A 23,514-nucleotide genomic window follows, 5' to 3' on the forward strand; every position below is an offset into this window, starting at 1 on the left:
TGCGACCTGTGGCGAGGGAGCTTGCTCCCGTTGGGGCGCGAAGCGGCCCCAAAAATGGGACTGCTACGCAGTCCAGCGGGAGCAAGCTCCCTCGCCACAGGGACCGGTTCTGTCTTAACTGACTGGCATTAAGGCTTGCCCCCTCCCGCATCTGATACTCAGGTGGCGACCGCCGCCTCAGCCTTGAGCTGCGCTTCCCTGGCCTGGTCATCCGCCAACCGATACAACTCGATATGCCCATCCCAGTGCTCGATCAACGCTGTACACGACTCCACCCAATCGCCGCAATTGAGGTAATCCACCTCGCCCACCTTGCGGATCTCGGCATGGTGAATATGCCCGCACACCACCCCGTGCAACTCACGTTTGGTCACCTCGTGAGCGATGGCCTCTTCGAAATCACTGATGAAACTTACTGCGGTTTTCACCTTGTGCTTCAAGTACGCCGACAGCGACCAATACCCGTAGCCATAGCGCGCTCGCCAGTGATTGAGCCAGCGGTTCAGAGTGAGGGTGAATTCGTAGGCCGAGTCGCCCAGGAAGGCGAGCCAGCGGTGATAACGGGTAATCACATCGAACTGGTCGCCATGAATCACCAGCAGATGACGACCGTCGGCGGTGATATGCACCGCCTCGTCCACCAGTTGGATATTGCCCAGAATCAGCTTGGAATAGCGCCTTAGAAATTCGTCATGGTTACCGGTGACATAGATCACCTCGGTACCACGCTTGGCCATGGTCAGCAGGCGACGGATCACGTTGGTGTGGGCTTGAGGCCAATACATGCCGCCTCGCATTTTCCAGCCGTCGATAATGTCACCGACCAGGTACACCTTGTCGGCGTGGTAACCCTTGAGAAACTGCGACAAGTGCTCGGCCTGGCAGTCCCGGGTGCCCAGATGCACGTCGGAAATCCACAGGGTACGCACGCGTTGTTTGCGGCTGGGCTTGGCGAATTCGGCACGGGTCATGGGTATCCCTCGACGCTGTTTTCGCGAGCTTGCGCCCTGGCGATTAATAGCCAGTGACAGCTGTGCGTCAGTCTGATGACAGCGCATTCGCCACCAGGCATTGTAGACTGCGCCCCTGTTACCCCTTGGCTCAAGGATCGCAATGACTCCCCGCTCAGCCCTAGGCGCCCTGCATATCGGCGCATTGATGTTTGGCCTCACCGGCGTATTCGGCAAACTGGCGGCCGCCTCTGCGGCCATCATCGTATTCGGGCGCGCCGCGTTTGCCGTGCTCGCCCTGGCGGTATTTGCACGCTTTGCCAGCAATGCGCCGTGGAAAAAACTGCAGATGCGCGACTGGCGCCGCCTGCTGGTCAGCGGCGTGCTGCTTGCCGCGCACTGGGTGACCTTCTTCATCGCCGTCAAAGTCGCCGGCGTGGCCGTGGCGACCCTGGGGTTCACCGCTTTCCCCGCCTTTACGGTGATCCTCGAAGGGCTGATCTTCCGTGAGCGGATTCGTGCCAATGAAATCGTCCTGGTAGCGCTGGTCAGCATCGGCCTGGTGCTGGTGACCCCGGATTTCAACCTTGCCAGCGAAGCCACGGGTGGCTTGCTCTGGGGCATCGCATCGGGGCTGCTGTTCTCGTTATTGTCGCTGAACAACCGCGCCGCCTCCGGCCGCATTCCAGCAGTACAGGCCGCGCTGTGCCAGAACGTGGTGGTCGCGGTCTGCCTGCTGCCCGTGGCGGCACCGGGGCTGGCGGATGTGCGTGGGATTGATTGGCTATGGATCGGGCTGCTGGGGGTGTTCTGCACCGGCCTGGCCCACAGCCTGTTCGTCGCCAGCCTCGCGGTGATCAAGGCGCGCACCGCTTCGGTGGTGTTTGCCATGGAACCGGTCTATGGCATCACGGCGGCCTGGCTGCTGTTCGCCGAAACGCCGACCCTGCGCATGTTGCTGGGTGGCGCGCTGATCATCGTCGCCATCGTGCTTTCCGGCCTGATGAGCAGCACCAGCCAGGCCAAGCAGCCGGCGGCGGTCTGACTTCACTGCGTACGGTCGTTATGCCCAAGGTCGCGCTGCGGGTCGATCTGGTCACGTACCCGCTGTTTAAGCACCTTGGCCTCGGGAAAACCGCCATCAGCCTTGCGCTCCCAGATTTGTACACCGTCGCACGTGATGCGAAACGCGCCCCCGCTGGAGGGTTCCAGCGACACTTTGCGCAGATCGTCGGCAAACGTACTCAACAACTCCTGGGCCAGCCACGCGGCACGCAACAGCCACTGGCACTGTGTGCAATAGGTGATCACGATTTCGGGCTTGCTGGCTGACATAACGTGAAAGGCTCCTGTGTGAGGGCGTCAGTGGATCGAGTGGCTATAATACCGGCCTTTATCGCCCAGCCTTGAGATTCATGATGCGCCGCCTGCTGTCCTGCCTGTTCCTGTGCCTGCTTCCCCTTCTCGCCGACGCCGTTGAAAGCCCACGCCCGAAAATCGGCCTGGTGCTGTCCGGCGGTGCCGCCCGTGGCCTGGCGCACATCGGTGTGCTCAAGGCCCTGGAAGAGCAAGGCATCCAGGTCGACGCGATAGCCGGCACCAGCATGGGCGCGGTAATTGGCGGGCTTTACGCTTCGGGCTACAAGATCGACGAACTGGAAAAGCTCGCCCTGAATATCGACTGGCAACAGGCTTTGTCCGACGCACCGCCCCGGGAAGACGTGCCGTTCAGACGCAAGCAGGATGACCGCGATTTCCTGGTCAAACAGAAACTCAGCTTCCGCGACGACGGCAGTCTCGGCCTCCCGCTGGGGGTGATCCAGGGCCAGAACCTGGCACTGCTGCTGGAGAGCATGTTCGCCCACAGCAGCGGCACGCGTAATTTCGACAAGCTGCCGATTCCGTTCCGGGCCGTGGCCACCGACATCACCACCGGCGAAAAAGTCGTGTTCAGCAAGGGCCACCTGCCCCAGGTGATACGCGCCAGCATGTCGATCCCCGCAGTGTTCGCTCCGGTTGAGCTGGACGGGCGCCTGCTGGTCGACGGCGGCATGACCGACAACATTCCGCTGGATGTGGCGCGGGAAATGGGCGTCGACATCGCCATTGTGGTGGACATCGGCACGCCGCTACGTTCACGCCAGCAATTGGCGACCGTGGTCGATGTGCTCAACCAGTCCATCACGTTGATGACCCGGCGTAATTCCGAGGAACAACTCAAGGCTTTGCACCCCAAGGACGTATTGATCCAACCCCCCCTGGCGGCCTATGGCGTGACGGATTTCGGACGCGCCAAGGACATAATCGACGCCGGCTACCGCGCGACACGCGCCCTCGACCTGCGCCTGGCGCATTTGCGGCCCGCCGAACCGGTAGACCCGCAACTGACCGCCGCCCGCACGCCAGGCGAGCGCACCCCGGTCATTACTGCGATCGACGTGGAAAACGATTCCAAAGTCAGTGACGACGTGATCCGCTACTACATCCGTCAGGAGTTGGGCGAACCGCTCAACCTCGGGCGCCTGCAATCGGACATGGGCACGCTGTACGGCCTCGACTACTTCGAGCAGGTGCAATACCGCGTGGTGAAAAAGGCCGGGAACAATACCCTTGTCATCAGCGCGCGAGGCAAACGCAGCGGCACCGACTACCTGCGCCTGGGTTTGAACCTGTCGGATGACATGCGCGGCGACAGCGCCTTCAACCTCGGCGCCAGCTACCGGGTTAACGGGATCAACCACCTCGGCGCCGAATGGCTGACGCGGGTGCAGATCGGTGATCGTCAGGAGCTGTACAGCGAGTTCTATCAACCGATGGACACCGGCTCGCGCTACTTCATCGCGCCTTATATCAGAGCCCAGGCGCAGAACGTCGAACTGACCTTGGACAACGACCCCATCTCGGAATATCGCCTGGAACGCTACGGTTTCGGCTTGAACGTCGGGCGGCAGATCGGCAACAGCGGCGAGATCCGCTTCGGCGTGGGGGAAGCCTGGGGCAAGGCTGACGTGCGTATTGGCGACCGCGACCTGCCAGGCGTGAGTTTCAGCGAGGGCTTTTATGAGTTGAAATACTCGTTCGATTCGTTCGATAACGTGTACTTCCCGCACAGCGGCGAAGACATCGCCCTGGCCTACCGCGAATTCGAGCCAGGGCTGGGGTCGGACCAGCGCTACCGCCAATGGGAGTTCAAGCTGGACAAGGCCATGAGCCACGGCCCCGACACCCTGATTCTAGGCGGGCGCTACGGACGTACCTTGGATGATTCGGACGTGGTGGTTTCCAGCTTCCTGCTGGGCGGCGCGCGGCAATTGTCGGGCTTTCGCCAGGATGCGATCTCGGCCCAGAACATCAGCCTGATGCGTGCGGTGTACTACCGCCGCCTGACTCCGCGCTCGTACCTGCCGCTGGATTTCCCGCTTTACCTTGGAGCCTCGGTAGAACGGGGCCGGGCATGGAACAATGACAATGAGTTCGACAGCGGGTATATCAACGCGGCGAGCATCTTCCTCGGCTTTGACACGCCGCTGGGCCCGTTGAATTTCAGTTATGGGTTCAATGACGACAACCAGAAAGCGGTGTATCTGAACCTCGGCCAGACCTTCTAGAAACGCTGCACACATCCAATGTGGGAGCAGGCGAGCGTGGCGAGGGAGCTTGCTCCCGTGGCGGCAGGGCAGCCTATAGCTATACGATTGATGCCCAGCGTGCCACATATGAGAGCTGGCTTGCCTGCGACGGCGGCCTGACAGCCAACCAGGATGCCGGGTTGGTCCGAGTGCATATCCATTGTCGCAGGACAGGCCCAGGACAGTCAGTTGTATAGATGCCTAGGGCGATCTCAGCCAAGCCGGTGCATTTGGAAACACCGGGGCAAACTGATTGGGGCCGCTTCGCGCCCCGGCGGGAGCAAGCTCCCTCGCCACGGTAGGCTCGCTCACGGTGGCGTGGTTTCAGGACTTTTCCAGATTCGCCAGGATGTGGCCATGCACGCGCATACACACACGCAAATCCTCTTCGTCCACCCCAACAAACAGCTCATGGCGCAACGCCGTGGCGATGGTCTCGATCTGGTCAATGAGGGGCCGGGCGGTGTCACACAGCAGGATACGTTTGGCGCGGCGGTCTTCCACTACTGCCTGGCGTTGCACCAGGCCCTGGCCTTCGAGGCTGTCGAGCAGACGCGCCAGGGTCGGCCCTTCCACTCCGACGCTTTGTGCCAGTTCACGCTGAGTCGGCGCTTCGGTAAAACGGGCCAGGTGCAGCAGCACCAGCCACCGCGCCTGGGACAAGCCCAGCCCCGCCAAACGGCGGTCCAGCTCGGCGCGCCAACCTCGGGACATTTGCGCCAACTGCATGCCAAAACGGTGTTGATCGGTTAACGGCATAAAAAACTCATGATTTATACTGAAAATAAAGTGTGGCTAATTATTAGTCAGCTAAGCATGAGCCATGCCAGTAGGCAAGGCCCGGTATGTACTGATTCGTTACATTGGCGCAATTGGCACTCTAAATTTCGAATTCCGACTGCAAAGCGGCACGTACGCAGTACAAAACGCCCTCAGGAACGCGCCCGGTAAACAGCGGCGCGATCTCTGCGACAGGTGGCAATTCGCCCTCCCCATCGAGAAAGGCATCCTGGATTTCGCCGAGCAAATCCTCAGGTAAATCAAGGGCCTGTTCCAATGACAATTGCTGCTTGCCGATGGCTTCGGCCAGCAGCGTGTACACGTTCCTTTCCGAGCATTGCAGTTGGCCGGCGATCTGGATCGGGGTCATGCCGGCACGGGCCAGGCTGATCAGTTCGTGACGGATATCGGCGATTTCCTTCGGCGCTTCGGCCTGACCGCCGAGAACCTCGAGGAAGGCCTGGCCATAACGCTCCAGCTTGCGCGCGCCCACGCCGCTGACCCTGGCCATCTCGGCCATGCTGGTGGGCTGCTCGCGCAACATCTCCAGCAACGTAGAGTCGGGAAAGATGACGTACGGCGGCACGCTGTGTTCCTGCGCCAGTTTGCGCCGCAGGGCGCGCAAGGCTTCCCACTGTTCGCGCTCCTCGCCACGCACCAGCTGGCTCGCCTGGCTGGTGCTGCTCTTGGCGGTGGTCTGCGGTTTGAGGTCGCGGCGCAGCTCCAGGCTGACTTCGCCCTTGAGCAACGGCCGGCAACTGTCGTTCAGGCGCAGGCCGCCGTAGCCTTCGATATCGATGTCGACCAGCCCGCGCGCCACCATCTGACGGAACAGTGAGCGCCATTCGCCTTCGGCGCGGGCCTTGCCGACACCGTAGACCGAGAGTTTCTCGTGGCCGAAGCTGCGGATTTTTTCGTTGTCCTTGCCCAGCAACACATCCACCAGATGACCCACGCCGTAACGCTGGCCGGTGCGGTAGATCGTCGACAATGCCTGGCGCGCCGGCTCGGTAGCGTCCCAGGTCTGCACACCGTCGATGCAGTTATCGCAGTGCCCGCAGGGTTGCGGCATGTCTTCGTCGAAATACGCCAGCAACGTCTGGCGGCGGCAGCGGGTCTCTTCACACAACGAGAGCATGGCGTCGAGTTTGTGCTGCTCCAGACGCTTGTGGCGCTCGTCGCCTTCGGAGTTCTGCAGCATCTGCTTGAGCATCACCACGTCTTGCAGGCCGTAGACCATCCAGGCGTCCGCCGGCAAGCCGTCGCGGCCGGCACGGCCGGTTTCCTGGTAATAGGCCTCAAGGGACTTGGGCAGATCCATGTGTGCCACGAAACGCACGTTGGACTTGTCGATACCCATGCCGAAGGCGATGGTCGCCACCATGATCAGGCCTTCCTCGTTGAGGAAGCGTTTCTGGTGAGCCGAGCGCGTTTCGTTGGGCAGGCCTGCGTGATAGGGCAACGCCGGATAGCCTTGCTCACAGAGGAACGCGGCCACTTCATCGACCTTCTTGCGTGACAGGCAATAGACGATACCCGCGTCGCTGCGACGCTCGGAGAGAAATGCGAGCAACTGCTTGCGCGGCTGCTCCTTGGGCACGATGCGATAGAAAATATTGGGCCGGTCAAAGCTCGACAGGAACCGCTCGGCGTTCTGCAAATGCAAGCGTTCGACGATCTCTTCGCGGGTACGCTTGTCGGCGGTGGCGGTCAGGGCGATACGCGGCACGTCGGGGAACAGCTCCGCCAGTTGGCCGAGCTGCAGGTATTCGCGGCGGAAATCGTGGCCCCACTGCGACACACAGTGGGCTTCGTCGATGGCGAACAGGGCAATTTCCAGGCTCTGCAAGAACGCCAGCATGCGCGGCTGCACCAGCCGCTCCGGTGCCAGGTAGAGCATCTTCACTTCGCCGCGCTTGATCCGCGCCGCCAGGTCGCGCTGCTGTTCGGCGTTGAGGGTGGAGTTCAAGGCCGCGGCGGCGACACCGAGCTCTTCCAGAGTGGCGACCTGATCGTCCATCAATGCGATCAGCGGCGACACCACCACGGCCAGGCCATTGCGCAACAGCGCCGGCACCTGGAAGCACAACGACTTGCCGCCACCGGTAGGCATCAGCACCAGGGCATCGCCGCCATTGGCCACGCGCTCAATGATCGCACCCTGGCGGCCACGAAAACTGTCGTAGCCGAAGATGTCCTTGAGGACGCGTTGAGCCTGCTCGAGCATGTAAAACTCCAAAATGGTGCTGAAATCCCTCTGTACAGGCTGGCCGAAAAAACCCGCTTTCATGGAAAATAATCCGTAAGCGAAGTTTTCCCGGATTGCTGCATGGCCTGCAGGGGCATCACAAAACGCGGCAGTATACCCGAGCGTTCATCGGCAAAGGGCGTGACTGACGAATAGACCACCTCTGTGTAAAACCGTGCAAATGTGCAGTGCGGCTGGCCTGGGCGCTCAAGAAAGCCTAGAATTCAGCATCGTTTATTCCCAAGGTAACTCTTCAATGTCCTTCGCTGAGCAACTAACCCGCCTGCAAGCCTTCCTCGACGCCGATGAGCTGCATGACGAGGCGCTGGACTACGTGGCCGCCCACGGCTACCTGACCGCCCTGTCGATCTGCTCTGATGTCGTGCCCGACCGTGAGTGGATCGACGCGTTGTTCGCCGAAGAACCTCACTACGCCGACGACGCCCAGCGCGAAGAAATCGAAGCCACCCTGCTGGCCCTCAAAGCCCATATCGCTCGCCAGCTCGCTTCCGATGAAGAGTTCGAGCTGCCATGCGAACTGGACCTGGGCGACGATCCGGACGACTCCGACCTGCGTGGCTGGTGCATCGGCTTCATGGAAGGCGTGTTCCTGCGCGAAGCCGCCTGGTTCGAAACCGCCGAGGAAGAAGTCAGCGAAATGCTGCTGCCGATCATGGTCGGTTCGGGGCTTTTTGAAGAAGAAGCTGAATTTTCCGATATCGCCGCCGACGCCAATCTGATGGACGACATGATTGTGCAGATCCCGGAAGCCCTCACCGCGCTGTACCTGCTGTGCAACGCGCCTGACGAAAAACCGGCGATCCTCAAGCCACGTCACCACTGAGTCGCTTGCCCGTGGACCCCATGGGCAACCGCTCGCCGCTCCTGCGTTATGGGCTGCTGGCCATCGGCTGGCTGAGCGTAGCGCTTGGTGTGATCGGCATTTTCCTGCCGGTATTGCCGACTACGCCCTTTCTCCTGCTTGCCGCCGCCTGCTTCGCTCGAAGCTCCCCGCGCTTCTACCACTGGTTGGTGGAACATCCGCGTCTAGGCCCCTGGATTCGTGATTACCTGGACGGTAGCGGCATCCCGCTCAAGGCCAAGGTCTACGCCATCGGCTTGATGTGGCTGAGCATCGCCCTCTCCTGCTACCTGGTGCCGTTGCCGTGGGCACGCGGCTTTATGCTGACCAGCGCGGTGCTGGTGACGATTTACATCCTGCGCCAGAAAACCCTGCCCCCTCGCTAAACAGCGACATCAAGTCGCGCTCAGACCTTGGTCGACACTGACTAACCCCGGCCATCATGCGAGACTGTCCAACCGGGCCCGGAATGCCTGGGTGTTCTTATGCTCGGAGTTACCATGACGCTGTCCAGCGGGCTGATCGCCGCCGTTGCCCTGGCCTATATGGCCATTATGTTTGCCATCGCCTTTTACGGTGACCGTCGCCATGCGCCGTTGCCACCGCGTGTGCGTGCGTGGGTCTATAGCTTGTCGCTGGCCGTGTATTGCACCAGCTGGACGTTCTTCGGCGCCGTGGGCCAAGCTGCCGAACAGCTTTGGGCATTCTTGCCAATCTACCTGGGGCCGGTGCTGTTGCTGGTGCTGGCACCCTGGGTGCTGCAGAAGATGATTCTGATCAGCAAGCAGGAAAACATCACGTCCATCGCCGACTTTATCGCCGCGCGCTACGGCAAATCCCAATCCCTGGCGGTGGTGGTCGCGTTGATCTGCCTGGTTGGCGTACTGCCTTATATCGCCCTGCAACTCAAAGGCATCGTACTCGGCGTGAACCTGTTGATCGGCTCCGGGCCCGACGCCACAGGCACTCGGGCCCAGGACACCGCACTGGTGGTGTCGCTGGTGCTGGCGCTGTTCACGATCGTGTTTGGTACCCGCAACCTCGACGCCACCGAACACCACCGGGGCATGGTGCTGGCGATTGCCTTTGAATCGCTGGTCAAGCTGTTCGCATTTCTGGCGGTCGGTGCGTTTGTGACCTACGGGCTGTACGACGGCTTCGGCGACCTGTTCAGCCAGGCAATGCTCGCGCCGCGCCTGGAGGAATACTGGAAGGAGACCATCAACTGGCCGTCGATGGTGGTGCAGACCGGCGTCGCGATGATGGCGATCATCTGCCTGCCCCGGCAATTCCACGTGACGGTGGTGGAGAATATCGACCCACAGGACTTGCGCCTGGCCAAATGGGTGTTCCCGGCTTATTTGATCCTTGCCGCGCTGTTCGTGATCCCCATCGCCCTTGGCGGCAAGATGCTATTGCCTGGCTCGGTGCTGCCGGACTCCTATGTGATCAGCCTGCCAATGGCCGAAGCCCACCCGGCCCTCGCCGTACTGGCCTTCATTGGCGGTGCATCGGCGGCCACGGGCATGGTGATCGTGGCCAGCATTGCCTTGTCGACCATGGTCTCCAACGACATGCTGCTGCCCTGGCTGTTGCGCCGCTCCAGCGCCGAACGCCCTTTTGAAGTGTTCCGCCACTGGATGTTGTCGGTGCGCCGGGTCAGCATCGTGATCATCCTGCTGCTGGCCTATGTGAGCTACCGCCTGCTCGGCTCCACCGCGAGCCTGGCGACCATCGGTCAGATCGCCTTTGCCGCCGTGACCCAACTGGCACCGGCGATGCTCGGTGCGCTGTACTGGAAGCAGGCTAACCGGCGCGGGGTATTTGCGGGCTTGGCGGCGGGTACATTCCTATGGTTCTACACCCTGGTCCTACCGGTTACCGCGAAAAGCCTGGGGTGGTCGCTAAGCCTTTTCCCCGGCCTGACCTGGATGCACTCGCATCCGTTCGGCTTTTCCGTGACCTCACTGACCTTAGGCACCGTGTTCTCTCTGGCCGGTAATTTCACGCTGTTCGTGTGGGTGTCCATGCTGTCGCGTACGCGGGTGTCCGAGCACTGGCAGGCCGGCCGCTTCATTGGTCAGGAAATCAGCCAGCGCGCCAGCGCCCGTTCCATGTTGTCGGTACAGATCAGCGACCTGCTCAGCCTGTCGGCGCGCTTTGTGGGCGAAGAACGTGCACAACAAAGCTTTATCCGTTTTGCCTATCGCCAGGGCAAAGGTTTCAACCCCAACCAGAATGCCGACAACGACTGGATCGCCCACACCGAGCGTTTGCTGGCGGGCGTGCTCGGTGCGTCTTCGACGCGAGCCGTGGTGAAAGCCGCCATTGAAGGTCGGGACATGCAGCTGGAGGACGTAGTACGAATCGCCGACGAAGCGTCCGAGGTGCTGCAGTTCAACCGCGCCCTGCTGCAAGGTGCGATCGAAAACATTACCCAAGGCATCAGCGTGGTGGATCAGTCGCTCAAGCTGGTGGCCTGGAACCGGCGCTATCTGGAGCTGTTCAACTACCCCGACGGCCTGATCAGCGTCGGCCGGCCGATTGCCGACATTATTCGCTACAACGCCGAGCGCGGCCTGTGCGGCCCCGGTGAAGCGCAAGTGCACGTGGCGCGACGCCTGCACTGGATGCGCCAGGGCCGTGCACATACCTCCGAGCGCCTGTTCCCCAACGGGCGCGTGATTGAGCTGATCGGCAATCCGATGCCCGGTGGAGGTTTTGTCATGAGCTTCACCGACATCACCGCGTTTCGCGAAGCCGAACAAGCGCTGACCGAGGCCAACGAAGGCCTGGAACAACGGGTGACCGAGCGCACCCATGAACTGTCGCAGCTCAACGTCGCGCTGACCGAGGCCAAGGGCGTGGCCGAATCCGCCAGCCAGTCCAAGACCCGATTTCTTGCCGCCGTCAGCCATGACTTGATGCAACCGCTGAACGCCGCACGCCTGTTCTCCGCCGCCCTCTCCCACCAGTACGAAGGCCTCTCGAGCGAGGCCCGGCAACTGGTGCAGCATCTGGACAGTTCGCTGCGCTCCGCCGAGGATCTGATCAGCGATTTGCTGGATATCTCGCGCCTGGAAAACGGCAAGATCAATCCACAACGCCAGCCGTTCGTACTCAACGAACTGTTCGACACCTTGGGCGCCGAATTCAAGGCGCTGGCCAACGAGCAAGGCCTGCGCTTCCGTTTGCGCGGCAGTCGCCTGCGGGTGGACAGCGACATCAAGTTGCTGCGGCGGATCCTGCAGAATTTTCTTACCAATGCCTTCCGCTATGCCGATGGTCCGGTGCTGCTGGGCGTACGTCGACGCAAGGGTCAATTGTGCCTGGAAGTCTGGGACCGTGGCCCTGGCATCCCGCTGGATAAACAGAAAGTGATTTTCGAAGAGTTCAAGCGCCTGGACAGCCACCAGACCCGCGCCGAAAAGGGCCTGGGCTTGGGCCTGGCGATCGCCGACGGCCTGTGCCGCGTACTGGGCCATCGCTTGAGCGTGCGCTCATGGCCGGGCAAGGGCAGCGTATTCAGTGTGCGTGTGCCGCTGGCGCGCAACCAGGTCAGCCCGCAACACCAGGCGCCCCCGGAAAAAAACGGCCTCCCGCTGAGCGGCGCGCAGGTGTTATGCGTGGATAACGAAGAAAGCATTCTCATCGGCATGCGCAGCCTGCTCACTCGCTGGGGCTGCCAGGTGTGGACCGCTACCGGCCAGGCCCAATGCGCGGCCCTGTTGGCCGAAGGCATGCGCCCGCACCTGGCGTTGGTGGATTACCACCTGGACCACGGCGAGACCGGTACCGAGTTGATGGGCTGGCTGCGCGCAGAATTGGCCGAGCCGATTCCGGGCGTGGTAATCAGTGCCGACGGGCGTGCGGAGATGGTCGCCCAAGTGCACGCGGCGGGGCTGGATTACTTGGCCAAACCGGTTAAACCGGCGGCGTTGCGGGCGCTGTTGAGCCGGCATTTGCCACTTTAACCAGGCTCCAATTATGCCCCTGTGCACTGCGAAGCATCAGTTAGCCAAGCGTCGACTGCCCGGCCGTTACGGGAGCAAGCTCCCTCGCCACAGGTTCAGTGCCGCAACCAACGTTGTGTCGATATCTATGGGCTTCGCAGGCCAGCCCCCACACCAGCGGGTTTATTCGGGGAGATGCGCCACGCCATCCGAATCCGTCATCGCCCTTTCCAGCAAATCCGCCGGCAGGCTTTTGCTGGCCCGAGCGCCAAGCAGGCGCAACTGCTCAGTGCGACTGACAAGATTTCCGCGACCGTCCGTCAGCTTGTTGCGCGCTGCGCTGTAGGCCTTATCCAACTGTTGCAGGCGATTGCCCACTTCGTCCAGATCCTGGATAAACAGCACAAACTTGTCGTACAGCCAACCGGCGCGCTCGGCGATTTCCCGGGCGTTCTGGCTCTGACGCTCCTGCTTCCACAGGCTGTCGATCACCCGCAGGGTGGCCAGTAACGTGGTGGGGCTGACAATCACGATATGGCGGTCAAAGGCTTCCTGGAACAGGTTCGGCTCGGCTTGCAGCGCTGCGGAAAACGCCGCTTCGATCGGCACGAACAGCAGCACGAAATCCAGGCTGTGCAACCCTTCCAGGCGCTTGTAATCCTTGCCGGCCAACCCTTTGACGTGATTGCGCAAAGACAGCACATGCTGCTTCAACGCCGCCTGGCCAATCACCTCGTCATCCGCCGCGACGTATTGCTGATACGCGGTCAGGCTGACCTTGGAGTCCACCACCACCTGCTTGTCGCCCGGCAACATGATCAACACGTCCGGCTGGAAGCGCTCGCCGTCCGGGCCTTTGAGGCTGACCTGGGTCTGGTACTCGCGGCCCTTTTCCAGGCCCGCATGTTCCAGCACCCGCTCGAGGATCAGCTCGCCCCAGTTACCTTGGGTTTTCTGGCCTTTGAGGGCGCGTGTCAGATTGGTGGCTTCGTCCGACAAGCGCAGGTTCAGTTGCTGCAGGCGCTCGAGCTCTTTGGCCAGCGAGAAGCGCTCGCGGGCTTCGTTCTGATAGCTTTCTTCAACGCGCTTCTCGAAGGATTGGATGCGTTCCTTGAGCGGGTCCAGTAACTGCCCCAGGCGCTCCTGGCTGGTTTCGGCAAAGCGTTGCTCGCGCTCATCGAAAATTTTCCCGGCGAGTTCGGCGAATTGCGCGCGCAGCTCGTCCCGGGAACCTTGCAGGTCGGCGAGGCGTTGTTGATGGCTCTCCTGTTGCTCGCGCAGCTCAGCGCGCAGGGCCGCAGCCAAGGCGTCAAGGCGACGCAGCTCGGTTTCCTTGGCGCTGCGGTCAAGATTCCAGGCGTGGGCGGCATCGCGGGCATTATCACGGTCGATCTGCAACAGCTCGACTTCGCGGCGCACCGCCGCCAGGTCGGCCTGTTTGGCGGCATTGGCGTGGCTCAAATCGCTGATCTCGTCGCGGCTGGCATCCAACTGGGCGGCAAGCCCTTCCTGGGCCAATTGCGCGGTCGCCAGGCGCTCTTCAAGCAGCTCCCAGCCGGTGGTGCGCGCGGTCAGTCGCCGTTGAAGCTGCCAGCACCATGCCAATAAAGGCAGGGCTGCGCCGGCAAGGCCCAGGGCGACACTGGTCCAGTCGAAAACCATAGTCATTTCTGCCATCACTAAAAAAGAGCAAGGTTAACCAAGCTATGCGCGGGAGGACAGCTCAGTCTGCGACCTGGCCCAGTTCGCGCTGAGCGCGACGGTCGCCGGCGCGGGCCGCGGAACGCAGCAGGTCCTGGCCGATACGCCGGTCTCGGGCATTTTCGCATTCACGGCACATCAATTGGCCCAGGCGGCTCTGCGCGGCCACCACGCCTTCGCGGGCAGGCTGCTTGAGCAGGCGGCCAGCCAAGTGCTTGATGTTGGTACTCTGCCCCAGGCGCGGGCTGTCTAGGAGCCACAACGCGACTTTCAAAGAGAAACGCTTGGGCGCGGTAACAGTTTGAGGGGTATCGGTAACAGAAGGTGATACTGAGCGAAACTTCATAAAGCACTGTGGGACAGAACGGAAGGCGCGCCACTCTACTCTTTTTTTCGTACAGGTAAAGCTGAAAAAATGCTGCACGCCCGTTCTAGAGCAAGCGCTTGGGACAATCCACAGAAGCTGTGGATAACTCAGTGGACAACCCGGCTTTAACCCTCGCAAAGGCCCATGGAACGGGGGCCGCAGTCAAACTGACGATTTTTTCACCAATAAAAAAAAGCGAGATTTTTCATTGACTTAAATTTTGAATGCAGGCAAACGAGCAGGCTTGCGGGCCGTTCGCGGTAAGGTTACACACGCCGCAACTAATGTGCACAAGTGCGCACCTGATGGTTATATCTCCGGCTTTTTTTGATCCGACGGAGTAGGAAATGTGACTGATACTAGATCCGGGGACTTTTCAAATGCCTTCCGGCTCGCCACACTCCCTCTCCGCTAACGCAACCGTGCTGGGGCCGATGAAAGGCATTCTGATATTCGCCGCATTGCTGCTGGCTATCTGCGTGACGTCCCTGGGCATCAACGCGATGCTGCCGTCGCCGGACGGCGCACTGTTTGCCATCGCGATTCTGCTGTCGGCCGCCTTTACCGCAGTGAGCCTGTGCATCGAACTGGGCGACGGCGCAATCAACGACATGCGTGATGTGATGAGGGTCATCGAAAATGGCCAGTCCCTGCGCCTGTCACTCGCCGCCTACGGGCTAGGGTGTGCCCTGGCTGCGTCGATCACAGTGCTGGTCTATCACGGGTTGCTTGAAGTTTTTTTCTAACGCGCTTCCCTTCCTCGATTCATTCCGTTACTATCCGCGGCGTTAGTACCAAGCTGAAAGTCAATTCTGGTCGAACATATCCCTTGAACAACATGGGGTCGACCACCTCGATGGTTTCCAGGTATCACTTGCGACGACACCGCCTTTGAACAAGCAAAGGGTGCCGCGAAGTCTCCATACTCTGACCGAACCAACCTGCAAATTGATCAGGATCTTCACCCTGGGCCCAGAACCTTTGCCCCTGTTGTATTGCCTGCCCTCCTAAGTACCTACCTGCCAGCCCAAGCGCGCCTAATTAATAGCGCTTCAAACTGGCTGCTTTGTTCCAGACTAGGTTCTTCGTTTGATCAATGGTGATCAACGTTTCTGGAACGTTTTAACGTTGCACGGTTCTTATCCGTGTCATTTGTAGGAACACCAATAATATGAACGCTCAAATCCATACTCAGGATGCCATTCGCACCCTCACCAATGCTTTTGCCCCAATGAACTGCCTGATCATGGCCGCTCGCAAAGGCTGCTTCAGCTTCACCCTGGTCAACGAACACGGCATCGCACGTCACAGCGAACGCCTGTACCCCGATCAATACTCCAGCGCAGAACCGCTGCAGGCCGTGATCGAGCGTACCCGTCAGGCATTGATTGCCTGATCGACCCGAGTCGCTGAAACACAAAAACCCTGTCTGAAAAACAGGGTTTTTTATTGCCTGGAATTCGTGTTTAAAAACCTTCTTATAAAGTCCGAACAGATATAACCGTTAATGCTGACTGAATAAGATGTTTTAAAAACAGTCCTTTACACCATGAATATGACACTACACTTCAACTCAAGCGGCATGATCCGCTTGCGACGGGCCTGAGATCCGATTCACCGCTGCCAAGCCCTCCTTTCTCAGGCTCGTCACCTCATTTCACGAACTGAGGCCTATATGGGTATCGCCGCCAGTGAACTGTGTCGCTATGTGATCAGGCCGACCTTGATGTACCTCGGCTGCCATAACCCGACCGCCGAACCTCTGCTGCTGGGTATCGCCGCCAGCCAATCGGAACTGGGTTCGGCCCTGCATGATCGGCGGGGCCATGGCCTCTACAGCATCACCGAACCGCGCCACCGCGCACTTTGGGATGACTACCTGGCACTCGATCCCGAGCGCGCAAGCCTGGTGCGTGGACTGGCCAGCCAGCATGCGTTTCTCAGCGCACCTCAGCTAGAGTTAACGGTGAACCTGCGCTACGCCACAGCCATCGCCTGGTTGCTGGTGGAACAACATCGTCCCGCACTGCCGCCGGCCGGTGACGTCATCGGGATGGCACGTATCTGGAAAGAAATATTTCATCCTCAAGGCCGACTCCGGGATTTCACACAAGCCTGGCAAACCTGCGTCTAGCCCATAAAACACGTGGCCTGCTGACCGGGCAAATTGCAAGGTTCGCCAAAAAACCCTGAATCTGGTCGGATTGTCCTACAAAACCGCTCTATCTCCAGCGTTACAGCCTATAGCGCGATTTCAAATTTATTGTTACTTTCCGCTGCGGTGATCACCACGGAGTTCTAATAATGAAAAAAGTAATGCTCAAGACCACACTTAGCCTCGCCGTTGCCATGGCCTCCTCCCAACTGTTCGCCAGCGGCTTCGCCCTGAACGAACAGAGCGTCAGCGGAATGGGTACCGGTTTCGCAGGCCGCTCTTCTTCTGCCGATGATGCAAGCACTGTTTTCGGCAACCCTGCCGGTATGGCTCGACTGGAAGGTCAGCAAATCACCGGCGGCGTTGCAGCCATTGATGCCTCCACCGATCTGAGCGATACCAGCGGTCGCTCCAGCGGCAGCAACAAAGGCGATATGGTGCCGTTCACCGCCGTCCCTTTCGGTTTCTACACCAATAAACTCAACGATCAGTGGGCCGTCGGTTTCGGCGTCTATGCACCGTTCGGGCTGGTGACTGACTACGAACGCGGCTTCCAGGGCCGTGGCTTTGGCAGCAAGAGCGAAGTGAAAGTCATCACCTTGCAACCGACTGTCAGCTACGCTTTCAACGATCGCGTTTCCGTGGGTTTTGGCCCGACCATCAACCGTCTTGCCGGCACCCTGGAATCGGACCTGACGCTGAACCCTCGCGCGCCAGACACCAATATCAAGATCAAGGGTGACGACACCGCGCTGGGCTTCAATATCGGCGTGCTGGTACAGGCCACCGATACCACCCGCGTCGGCCTGACCTATCACTCCAAGGTCAGCTACAAGCTGGACGGCCACACCGAAGTCACAGCGCCGACCGCGACCTCGCCGTTCCTGCGCAGCAATCGCTACGATGCTTCGTTGAAGATCGATACGCCTGAGTCCTACGACCTGTCGGTGACCCAAGACCTGACCGACGCCTGGAAGCTCTACGCCGGTGCAACCTGGACCCGCTGGAGCCGCCTGAAAGACATCACCGTCAAGAACGAAGGCGTGAGCGCCGTAACGGGTGGCGCGTTGGCCCCTGCGCTGGTCGGCACCATCAAGGAAGACCAGAACTGGCACGACACTTGGGCCTACGCCGTGGGTACTTCGTACCAGTTGACCAAGCAAGTGGTATTGCGTACCGGCCTGACGTTCGACCAGTCGCCGACCAACAACACTGATCGCTCGCCGCGCATTCCTACCGGCGACCGCACCATCTTCAGTCTGGGCCTGGGCTATGAGGTCATGCCAAACATGACCATCGACGTGGCCTACTCCTACCTGAAGGAAGAGGACGTCAAGGTTGCACGCTCCAACCAATTGGCCAGCTACAACGCCAAGTACGAAAACAGCGCCAACGGTTTCGGCCTGGGCATGACCTACAAGTTCTAACCCACAGTCGTAAAAAAGCCCCGCTCTCCTGCAAAGGAGGCGGGGCTTTTCAATGGCCGGCGATCAGGGTTTGGAGGCCAGCGCCTCTTCCACCGCCTTGATCAACTCCGGGCTGTCGGGCTTGGTCAGGCTGGAAAAATTGGCAATGACCTTGCCCTGGCGATCTACCACGTACTTGTAGAAATTCCACTTGGGCGGCGCGTCGGTCTGCTGCGCCAATACCTTGAACAGGTGCACCGCATCCGGGCCCTTGACCTTCTGCGGGTCGGTCATGGTGAAGGTCACGCCATAGTTCACGTAGCAGACTTTGGCGGTTTCTTCGCCGGTCTTGGCCTCCTGCTTGAAGTCGTCGGAAGGCACGCCAATCACTTCCAGACCTTCACCCTTGTAGCGCTGATACAAGGCTTCGAGGCCTTTGAATTGCGGGGCGAAGCCGCAGAAGCTCGCCGTGTTGACGATCACCAGGGGTTTGCCGGCAAAGCGCTGGCACAGGTCAATGGATTCCTTGGCCCGCAGCTTGGGCAATTGGCCCTCCAGCAACGGCGGGCAGCTGGCGGCCAGGGCCACGCTGCCGGCAGCCATCAGGACGGGTAAAGCGAGCCAGCGCATCAACATATCAAAGGTCCTTGATTCGATTCAGACATAGAACTTAACAGATCGCCATGCCTAACTGCATCAATGCCAGGCCACCGTGCTGCCAGCCCCACCAAGCCAGCAGCAACAGCATCAGCCCTGCCGCCAGCAACATGACCCGCACCGCTGCATTCATGCCGCCTCCATTTGCGCCTGCACCCGCGCCACCGGCCGTTCACGCACCGGCCAGTTCAGGGCCGCCGCGAGCAGGCTGAGCACAATTGCCACTTGCCAGATCAAGTCGTAGTTACCGGTTCGATCATAGACCACCCCGCCCAACCAGCCACCGAGGAACGAGCCGAGTTGATGGAACAGGAACACAATCCCACCCAACATCGAAAGGTTTCGCACGCCGAACAAGGTCGCAACGGTACCGTTGGTCAGCGGTACGGTGGACAGCCACAGGAAGCCCATCGCCATGCCGAACAGGTAAGCCGTGACCTCAGTGACCGGCGCCCATAGAAACACTACGATCACCACCGCGCGCAACAGGTACAAGCCGGTGAGCAAGCGTGGCTTGGACATGCGCCCGCCCAGCCAACCGGCCGTGTAGGTCCCGAACACATTGAACAGGCCAATCAAGGCCAGCACTGTGGTGCCGGCCGTGGCCGGCAAGTGCTGGTCCACCAGATAAGCCGGCAGATGCACACCGATAAACACTACCTGGAAACCGCAGACAAAAAAGCCGAAGGCCAGCAGCCAGAACCCGGAGTGGGAACACGCCTCCTTCAACGCTTCACGCAGGGTTTGCTGACCGATCGTGGGCGGCAGCGGCCGATCCTTGAGCATGGACACCAGCGGCAGGATCAACGCCACCATCAGGCCCAGCGCCAGCAGCGCTGCCGACCAGCCCAGCCAACCTATCAAACCGAGGGTGCCAGGTACCATGGCGAACTGGCCAAAGGAGCCGGCGGCGCTGGCGATGCCCATGGCCATGCTGCGTTTTTCGGGGGGTACGGCGCGGCCGACCACGCCAAGAATCACTGAAAACGAAGTGCCGGAAAGGCCGATGCCGATCAACAACCCTGCACTCAGGGACAATGACCACGCCGAGTCCGACATGCCCATTAACACCAGGCCCACGGCGTACAACACGCCACCGACGAACACCGCTTTGGTCGCGCCGAAACGGTCCGCCAGTGCCCCGGTGAACGGCTGCGCCAGGCCCCAGATCAGGTTCTGCAAAGCAATGGCGAAGGCGAACGTCTCACGGCCCCAGCCAAATTCACTGCTCATCGGCGCCAGGAACAGGCCAAAGCCGTGCCGCACGCCCAAGGACAACGCCAGGATCAGCGCACTCCCCACAAGAACCCAGCCACTGGTGCGCCACATCGAGGTCATTTCTTATTCTCCGCTCACGGGTATATACCCGCTTATAGGCGAACAAACCGCCGTTCAGGCGAGTTCATCCAGCAAGGCCAACAAGGTTTCGCGCTTTTCGGCGCCCAACTTATCGATCAATTTCTGCTGCGCCGCCTCCCATGCCGGCAAGGCCGCAGCCAACCGTTGCCGGCCCGCCTCGGTCAAGACCACCAGGCGGTTGCGCAGGTCATCGCCTTCAACCAGCTGAACCAGACCATCACCTTCCAGTACGCGCAGGTTGCGCCCCAAGGTGCTGCGGTCCAGGCCCATGGCTTCGGCCAGGCTGGAAATGCTCGGCTGATCGAGACGTTGCAAGTTGCACAGCAAAGAATACTGCGCAACGTTGATCCCGAAGCCGTCGAGGGCGCCGTCGTAATGTCTGCTGACGCCACGGGCGGCACGTCGCAGGTTGGTGCATAAACATTGGGAGGCAAGCATGGAGCGTGTATATACCCGGAGTTGAGGAAATGCAAGGAAGTGTTACAGCGCCAACCCGATCAACACCGCCGCTTCTAGCAGCTCCAGCAGAGCGCCGGCGGTATCGCCGGTGGTGCCACCGAGGCGGTTGACCATCACCTGGCGCAACCCGATAAAACAAACTGCGGCGAGCAATACCGCCATCCCACCGTTGAAGCCGCCGATCAGGATGCAAGCCAATCCACTGAGGACCAGTACCTGTTGGCCGACAACCCTTGGTAAATGATCCGACAACGCCTGGCCCAATCCACCTGCGCGCACATAGCGGGTGGTGAGAAACAGCGCCAGCATCGACGCCCGGCCGATCAATGGCGCGAGAATCAGCGCAGCGCCGTTGTGCTGCTCGATCAAAGCCACCAGTGCGGTGAACTTGAGCAGCAACACCAGTCCCAGGGTGACCACGGCAATGGGCCCGCTGCGCGGGTCCTTCATGATGGTCAGGGTGCGTTCGCGGTCGCCGAAGCCACCCAGCCAAGCGTCGGCGCTGTCCGCCAGGCCGTCCAGGTGCAGGCCACCGCTGAGCAGCACCCAGGCGGTCAATAAGAGCGCGGCGTGCAGCAACAGTGGCGTGCCCATTAACAGGCTGTTCAGCCCCCACAGAAGCAGGCCAAACAGCAAGCCCACCATCGGGTAAAACAGCAACGAGCGCCCCAGTTCCCGAGGTTGCGGCATGCCTGGCAGACGAATCGGCAGACTGCTCAGAAATTGCAGGGCGATCCAGAATGGCAACATGTTCAGCCCTCTTCCCGCAACGTGCCATCGGTAGCCACGTGCAGGCTGAACAGCCCACCGTGGCCCACTTCAACATTCAGCAATTGTTCACGGGGCAAACCGCGCGCACGCGCCAATAGCAGCCGCATGACGCCACCGTGGCTGATCAACAGCACGCGCTCACCGGCGTGGGCCTGCCGCAGACGTGAGACAGCGCCCAGTACCCGTTCGGAAAACGCCCCTACCGGCTCACCTTCTGGCGGCGTAAAGCTGTAGGGATCTGCCCAGAACAAGCCTAAGCCTTCGGCGTCGGTTTCCATCAACGCGGCCGCGCTCTGCCCTTCCCAAGCGCCGAAGTGCAGCTCTTGCAGGTCTTTTTCCAGGCTGACGGGAAGGTTGAGACGTTCGCCCAGTTCCTGGGCAAAGCGCGCGCAGCGTTGCAACGGCGAACTGATCAGGCGGTCCCACGGCCCCTGCCCCAGCACGGCGGCGCGCATCTGTTCCCAGCCCCTGGCCGTCAACGCGTCATCCAGACTGCCGCGCAGCCCGCCGCCCAACTCGGTTTCACCGTGACGCAGCAGGTCCAGGTGCAAGCTCATGCGGGGCGATCCGCCACGGCGGCTTCGGCGAATGTCGCCATCTGCCCGTGCAGCGCACAGGCCAGGCGCAGCAACGGCACCGCCAATGCCGCGCCGCTGCCTTCACCCAAGCGCAGGCCCAGGTCCAGCAGAGGTTGTGCGTCGAGACTGTGCAGCACGTGACGATGGCCCGGCTCGGCACCACGATGGCCGAACACCAGCCAGTCGCGGCATGCCGGGTTCAAGCGCGTGGCGACCAGCGCGGCGACGCTGCAGATAAACCCGTCCACCAGCACCACGAGGCCTTCCTGCGCGCAGGCCAGGTAGGCACCGACCAGCGCGGCAATTTCAAAGCCGCCCAGGTTGAACAGCGTCTGCAACGCGTCGTCGCGCTGAGCCGCATGCAACGTCAGGCCGCGCTCGATGACCGCCACCTTATGGCTGACGCCCTGGGCATTCAAACCCGTGCCCGGACCGGTCAGGTCACTCACCGGGCAGTCCAACAGCGCACACGCCAACGCACTGGCGGCGGTGGTGTTGCCAATGCCCATCTCGCCACCGATAAACAGCTGCGCGCCTTCTTCCAGGGCACGGCGTGCGCTGTCTCGGCCGGCGTGCAGGGCCTGGCGCCCCTGGGCCTGGGTCATCGCCGGGCCGTTGACGAAGTTGGCCGTGCCCGCGCCGATATTCAGGTGACGCACGCCGGGCAAAGCCAGGGATGGGGTCACAGTGCCGAGGTCGACCACTTCCAACTGCGCGCCCAACTGCCGGGCCAATACGCTGATGGCCGCGCCGCCGGTGACAAAGTTGTGCAGCATTTGCCCGGTCACTTCTTGGGGAAAGGCCGACACGCCCTCAGCCACCACGCCATGATCGCCGGCAAAAATCGCGATCCACAGGTGCTCTACCGACGGCTTGAGCCGGCCCTGCAAACCGGCCAGTTGCACCGCCAGCGTCTCCAATTGGCCGAGAGAACCGGCGGGCTTGGTCAATTGCTGCTGACGTGAAAGCGCCTGTGCTTGCGCAGAAGCGTCAATGGCCTTGCAGGGGTTGAGCCACCAGGAATCCGTCATAACGCAGTACCTTTCAAAGTCAGGGGCAAGCCGGCAACCGTCAGTACCACGCGCTGACACCGCTCGGCCAAGGCTTGATGCAGCCAACCGGCTTCATCCACATAGCGGCGAGTCAATTCGCCCAGCGGCACGACACCCATTCCGGTTTCGTTGCTGACAAAAATGATCTGCCCCGGCAGTGCAGCCAGGGTTTCCAGCAATTGGTCGCGCTCCAAGGCCAGGCGCTCGGGGTCTTCCAGCATGAGCAGATTGGTCAGCCACAGGGTCAGGCAGTCCACCAGCAGGCAACGCTCGGTTGCAGCGTTTTCACGCAACACCCGCGCCAATGCAACCGGCTCTTCAATCAGGCCCCAATGGTCGGGGCGACGTTGGCGATGCAGGGCGACCCGCTCATTCATCTCACCATCCAGCGCCTGGCTGGTGGCGATGTAAGTGACCGGCAAGCCGCTGTCGCTGGCGAGCTTTTCGGCGAGACGGCTCTTGCCCGAGCGTGCACCGCCCAGGATCAGTTGGAGCATAGCGACACACCTCTATTTACAACGCGGTCCAATGTGGGGGCTGGCTTGCCTGCGATGCAGGCACCTCGGGGTATCCGGCTGATGCCATCG

The 23,514-nt window shown here is 61.0% G+C and carries 22 protein-coding genes; 9 read left to right on the forward strand and 13 right to left on the reverse strand.

Annotated features, from left to right (window positions below; genetic code table 11):
* Positions 1-158 precede the first annotated feature (158 nt).
* Positions 159-971 (reverse strand): UDP-2,3-diacylglucosamine diphosphatase, encoded by an 813-nt coding sequence (locus tag Q1V60_RS08410; RefSeq protein WP_300629196.1) that lies wholly within the window; start codon positions 969-971, stop codon positions 159-161.
* 142 nt (positions 972-1,113) lie between these two features.
* On the opposite strand from Q1V60_RS08410, the gene Q1V60_RS08415 reads away from it, so the two are divergent.
* Complete coding sequence (locus Q1V60_RS08415) at positions 1,114-1,995, forward strand: DMT family transporter (protein ID WP_300629198.1); 882 nt, start codon at positions 1,114-1,116, stop codon at positions 1,993-1,995.
* Positions 1,996-1,997: 2 nt separating this feature from the next.
* On the opposite strand, the gene Q1V60_RS08420 is transcribed toward Q1V60_RS08415, so the two are convergent.
* Complete coding sequence (locus Q1V60_RS08420; RefSeq protein ID WP_300629201.1) at positions 1,998-2,285, reverse strand: SelT/SelW/SelH family protein; 288 nt, start codon at positions 2,283-2,285, stop codon at positions 1,998-2,000.
* Between the two features lie 83 nt (positions 2,286-2,368).
* Here Q1V60_RS08420 and Q1V60_RS08425 point away from each other — a divergent pair, with 83 nt between their 5' ends.
* On the forward strand, positions 2,369-4,558 hold the full coding sequence (locus tag Q1V60_RS08425; protein WP_300629289.1) for a patatin-like phospholipase family protein: 2,190 nt from the start codon (positions 2,369-2,371) through the stop codon (positions 4,556-4,558).
* 345 nt (positions 4,559-4,903) lie between these two features.
* Here the strand turns inward: Q1V60_RS08425 and Q1V60_RS08430 are convergent, their stop codons facing one another.
* Both Q1V60_RS08430 and recQ read right to left on the reverse strand, forming a co-directional pair.
* On the reverse strand, positions 4,904-5,338 hold the full coding sequence (locus Q1V60_RS08430) for a MarR family transcriptional regulator (RefSeq protein WP_065884521.1): 435 nt from the start codon (positions 5,336-5,338) through the stop codon (positions 4,904-4,906).
* Between the two features lie 121 nt (positions 5,339-5,459).
* Positions 5,460-7,586 carry a DNA helicase RecQ gene (recQ, locus tag Q1V60_RS08435; protein WP_300629206.1) on the reverse strand — a complete coding sequence of 709 codons (2,127 nt, stop codon included), beginning with the start codon at positions 7,584-7,586 and terminating at the stop codon, positions 5,460-5,462.
* A gap of 277 nt (positions 7,587-7,863) precedes the next feature.
* Between recQ and Q1V60_RS08440 the strand changes: the two genes are divergently transcribed.
* The 3 genes from Q1V60_RS08440 to Q1V60_RS08450 all read left to right on the forward strand — a co-directional run bounded on the left by Q1V60_RS08440 (position 7,864) and on the right by Q1V60_RS08450 (position 12,443).
* Positions 7,864-8,451 carry a YecA family protein gene (locus Q1V60_RS08440; protein WP_300629208.1) on the forward strand — a complete coding sequence of 196 codons (588 nt, stop codon included), beginning with the start codon at positions 7,864-7,866 and terminating at the stop codon, positions 8,449-8,451.
* Positions 8,452-8,471: 20 nt separating this feature from the next.
* Positions 8,472-8,855, forward strand: a complete 384-nt coding sequence (locus Q1V60_RS08445) for a YbaN family protein (RefSeq protein ID WP_300629291.1) — start codon at positions 8,472-8,474, stop codon at positions 8,853-8,855.
* A 114-nt stretch (positions 8,856-8,969) separates the two neighbouring features.
* Positions 8,970-12,443 (forward strand): hybrid sensor histidine kinase/response regulator, encoded by a 3,474-nt coding sequence (locus Q1V60_RS08450; protein WP_300629210.1) that lies wholly within the window; start codon positions 8,970-8,972, stop codon positions 12,441-12,443.
* Between the two features lie 162 nt (positions 12,444-12,605).
* Here Q1V60_RS08450 and rmuC read toward each other — a convergent pair whose 3' ends face one another.
* Positions 12,606-13,970 carry a DNA recombination protein RmuC gene (gene rmuC / locus Q1V60_RS08455; protein WP_300629293.1) on the reverse strand — a complete coding sequence of 455 codons (1,365 nt, stop codon included), beginning with the start codon at positions 13,968-13,970 and terminating at the stop codon, positions 12,606-12,608.
* Between the two features lie 175 nt (positions 13,971-14,145).
* On the reverse strand, positions 14,146-14,469 hold the full coding sequence (locus Q1V60_RS08460) for a sel1 repeat family protein (protein WP_300629212.1): 324 nt from the start codon (positions 14,467-14,469) through the stop codon (positions 14,146-14,148).
* A gap of 455 nt (positions 14,470-14,924) precedes the next feature.
* Between Q1V60_RS08460 and Q1V60_RS08465 the strand changes: the two genes are divergently transcribed.
* From Q1V60_RS08465 to Q1V60_RS08480, 4 genes are all read left to right on the forward strand, one after another.
* A complete protein-coding gene (locus Q1V60_RS08465; RefSeq protein ID WP_300629214.1) occupies positions 14,925-15,236 on the forward strand; it encodes a hypothetical protein in 312 nt (103 codons plus the stop codon).
* A gap of 425 nt (positions 15,237-15,661) precedes the next feature.
* Positions 15,662-15,886: a hypothetical protein gene (locus Q1V60_RS08470; protein ID WP_010208698.1), complete on the forward strand. Its 225-nt coding sequence runs from the start codon at positions 15,662-15,664 to the stop codon at positions 15,884-15,886.
* Positions 15,887-16,165: 279 nt separating this feature from the next.
* The gene (locus Q1V60_RS08475; protein ID WP_300629218.1) at positions 16,166-16,624 is read left to right on the forward strand and encodes a hypothetical protein; all 459 of its coding nucleotides are present in this window, start codon (positions 16,166-16,168) and stop codon (positions 16,622-16,624) included.
* A 170-nt stretch (positions 16,625-16,794) separates the two neighbouring features.
* Positions 16,795-18,072 (forward strand): outer membrane protein transport protein, encoded by a 1,278-nt coding sequence (locus Q1V60_RS08480; protein WP_300629221.1) that lies wholly within the window; start codon positions 16,795-16,797, stop codon positions 18,070-18,072.
* 63 nt (positions 18,073-18,135) lie between these two features.
* Here the strand turns inward: Q1V60_RS08480 and Q1V60_RS08485 are convergent, their stop codons facing one another.
* The 7 genes from Q1V60_RS08485 to cobU all read right to left on the reverse strand — a co-directional run bounded on the left by Q1V60_RS08485 (position 18,136) and on the right by cobU (position 23,424).
* A complete protein-coding gene (locus Q1V60_RS08485) occupies positions 18,136-18,687 on the reverse strand; it encodes a redoxin domain-containing protein (RefSeq protein WP_300629224.1) in 552 nt (183 codons plus the stop codon).
* A 150-nt stretch (positions 18,688-18,837) separates the two neighbouring features.
* Positions 18,838-20,037 carry an MFS transporter gene (locus Q1V60_RS08490; protein ID WP_300629295.1) on the reverse strand — a complete coding sequence of 400 codons (1,200 nt, stop codon included), beginning with the start codon at positions 20,035-20,037 and terminating at the stop codon, positions 18,838-18,840.
* A 63-nt stretch (positions 20,038-20,100) separates the two neighbouring features.
* Positions 20,101-20,505 (reverse strand): MarR family transcriptional regulator, encoded by a 405-nt coding sequence (locus Q1V60_RS08495; protein ID WP_300629225.1) that lies wholly within the window; start codon positions 20,503-20,505, stop codon positions 20,101-20,103.
* A 42-nt stretch (positions 20,506-20,547) separates the two neighbouring features.
* Entirely contained in the window at positions 20,548-21,276 is a 729-nt protein-coding gene (locus Q1V60_RS08500; protein ID WP_300629227.1) for an adenosylcobinamide-GDP ribazoletransferase, read from the reverse strand.
* Between the two features lie 2 nt (positions 21,277-21,278).
* Positions 21,279-21,854 carry an alpha-ribazole phosphatase family protein gene (gene cobC, locus Q1V60_RS08505; protein ID WP_300629228.1) on the reverse strand — a complete coding sequence of 192 codons (576 nt, stop codon included), beginning with the start codon at positions 21,852-21,854 and terminating at the stop codon, positions 21,279-21,281.
* Positions 21,851-22,906 carry a nicotinate-nucleotide--dimethylbenzimidazole phosphoribosyltransferase gene (gene cobT, locus Q1V60_RS08510; RefSeq protein ID WP_300629230.1) on the reverse strand — a complete coding sequence of 352 codons (1,056 nt, stop codon included), beginning with the start codon at positions 22,904-22,906 and terminating at the stop codon, positions 21,851-21,853. Before cobT ends, cobC begins: the two co-directional genes overlap by 4 nt.
* Positions 22,903-23,424, reverse strand: a complete 522-nt coding sequence (gene cobU, locus Q1V60_RS08515) for a bifunctional adenosylcobinamide kinase/adenosylcobinamide-phosphate guanylyltransferase (RefSeq protein WP_300629232.1) — start codon at positions 23,422-23,424, stop codon at positions 22,903-22,905. Before cobU ends, cobT begins: the two co-directional genes overlap by 4 nt.
* Between the last annotated feature and the right edge of the window lie 90 nt (positions 23,425-23,514).

It is taken from the genome of Pseudomonas sp. (assembly GCF_030147005.1).
Lineage (GTDB): Bacteria > Pseudomonadota > Gammaproteobacteria > Pseudomonadales > Pseudomonadaceae > Aquipseudomonas.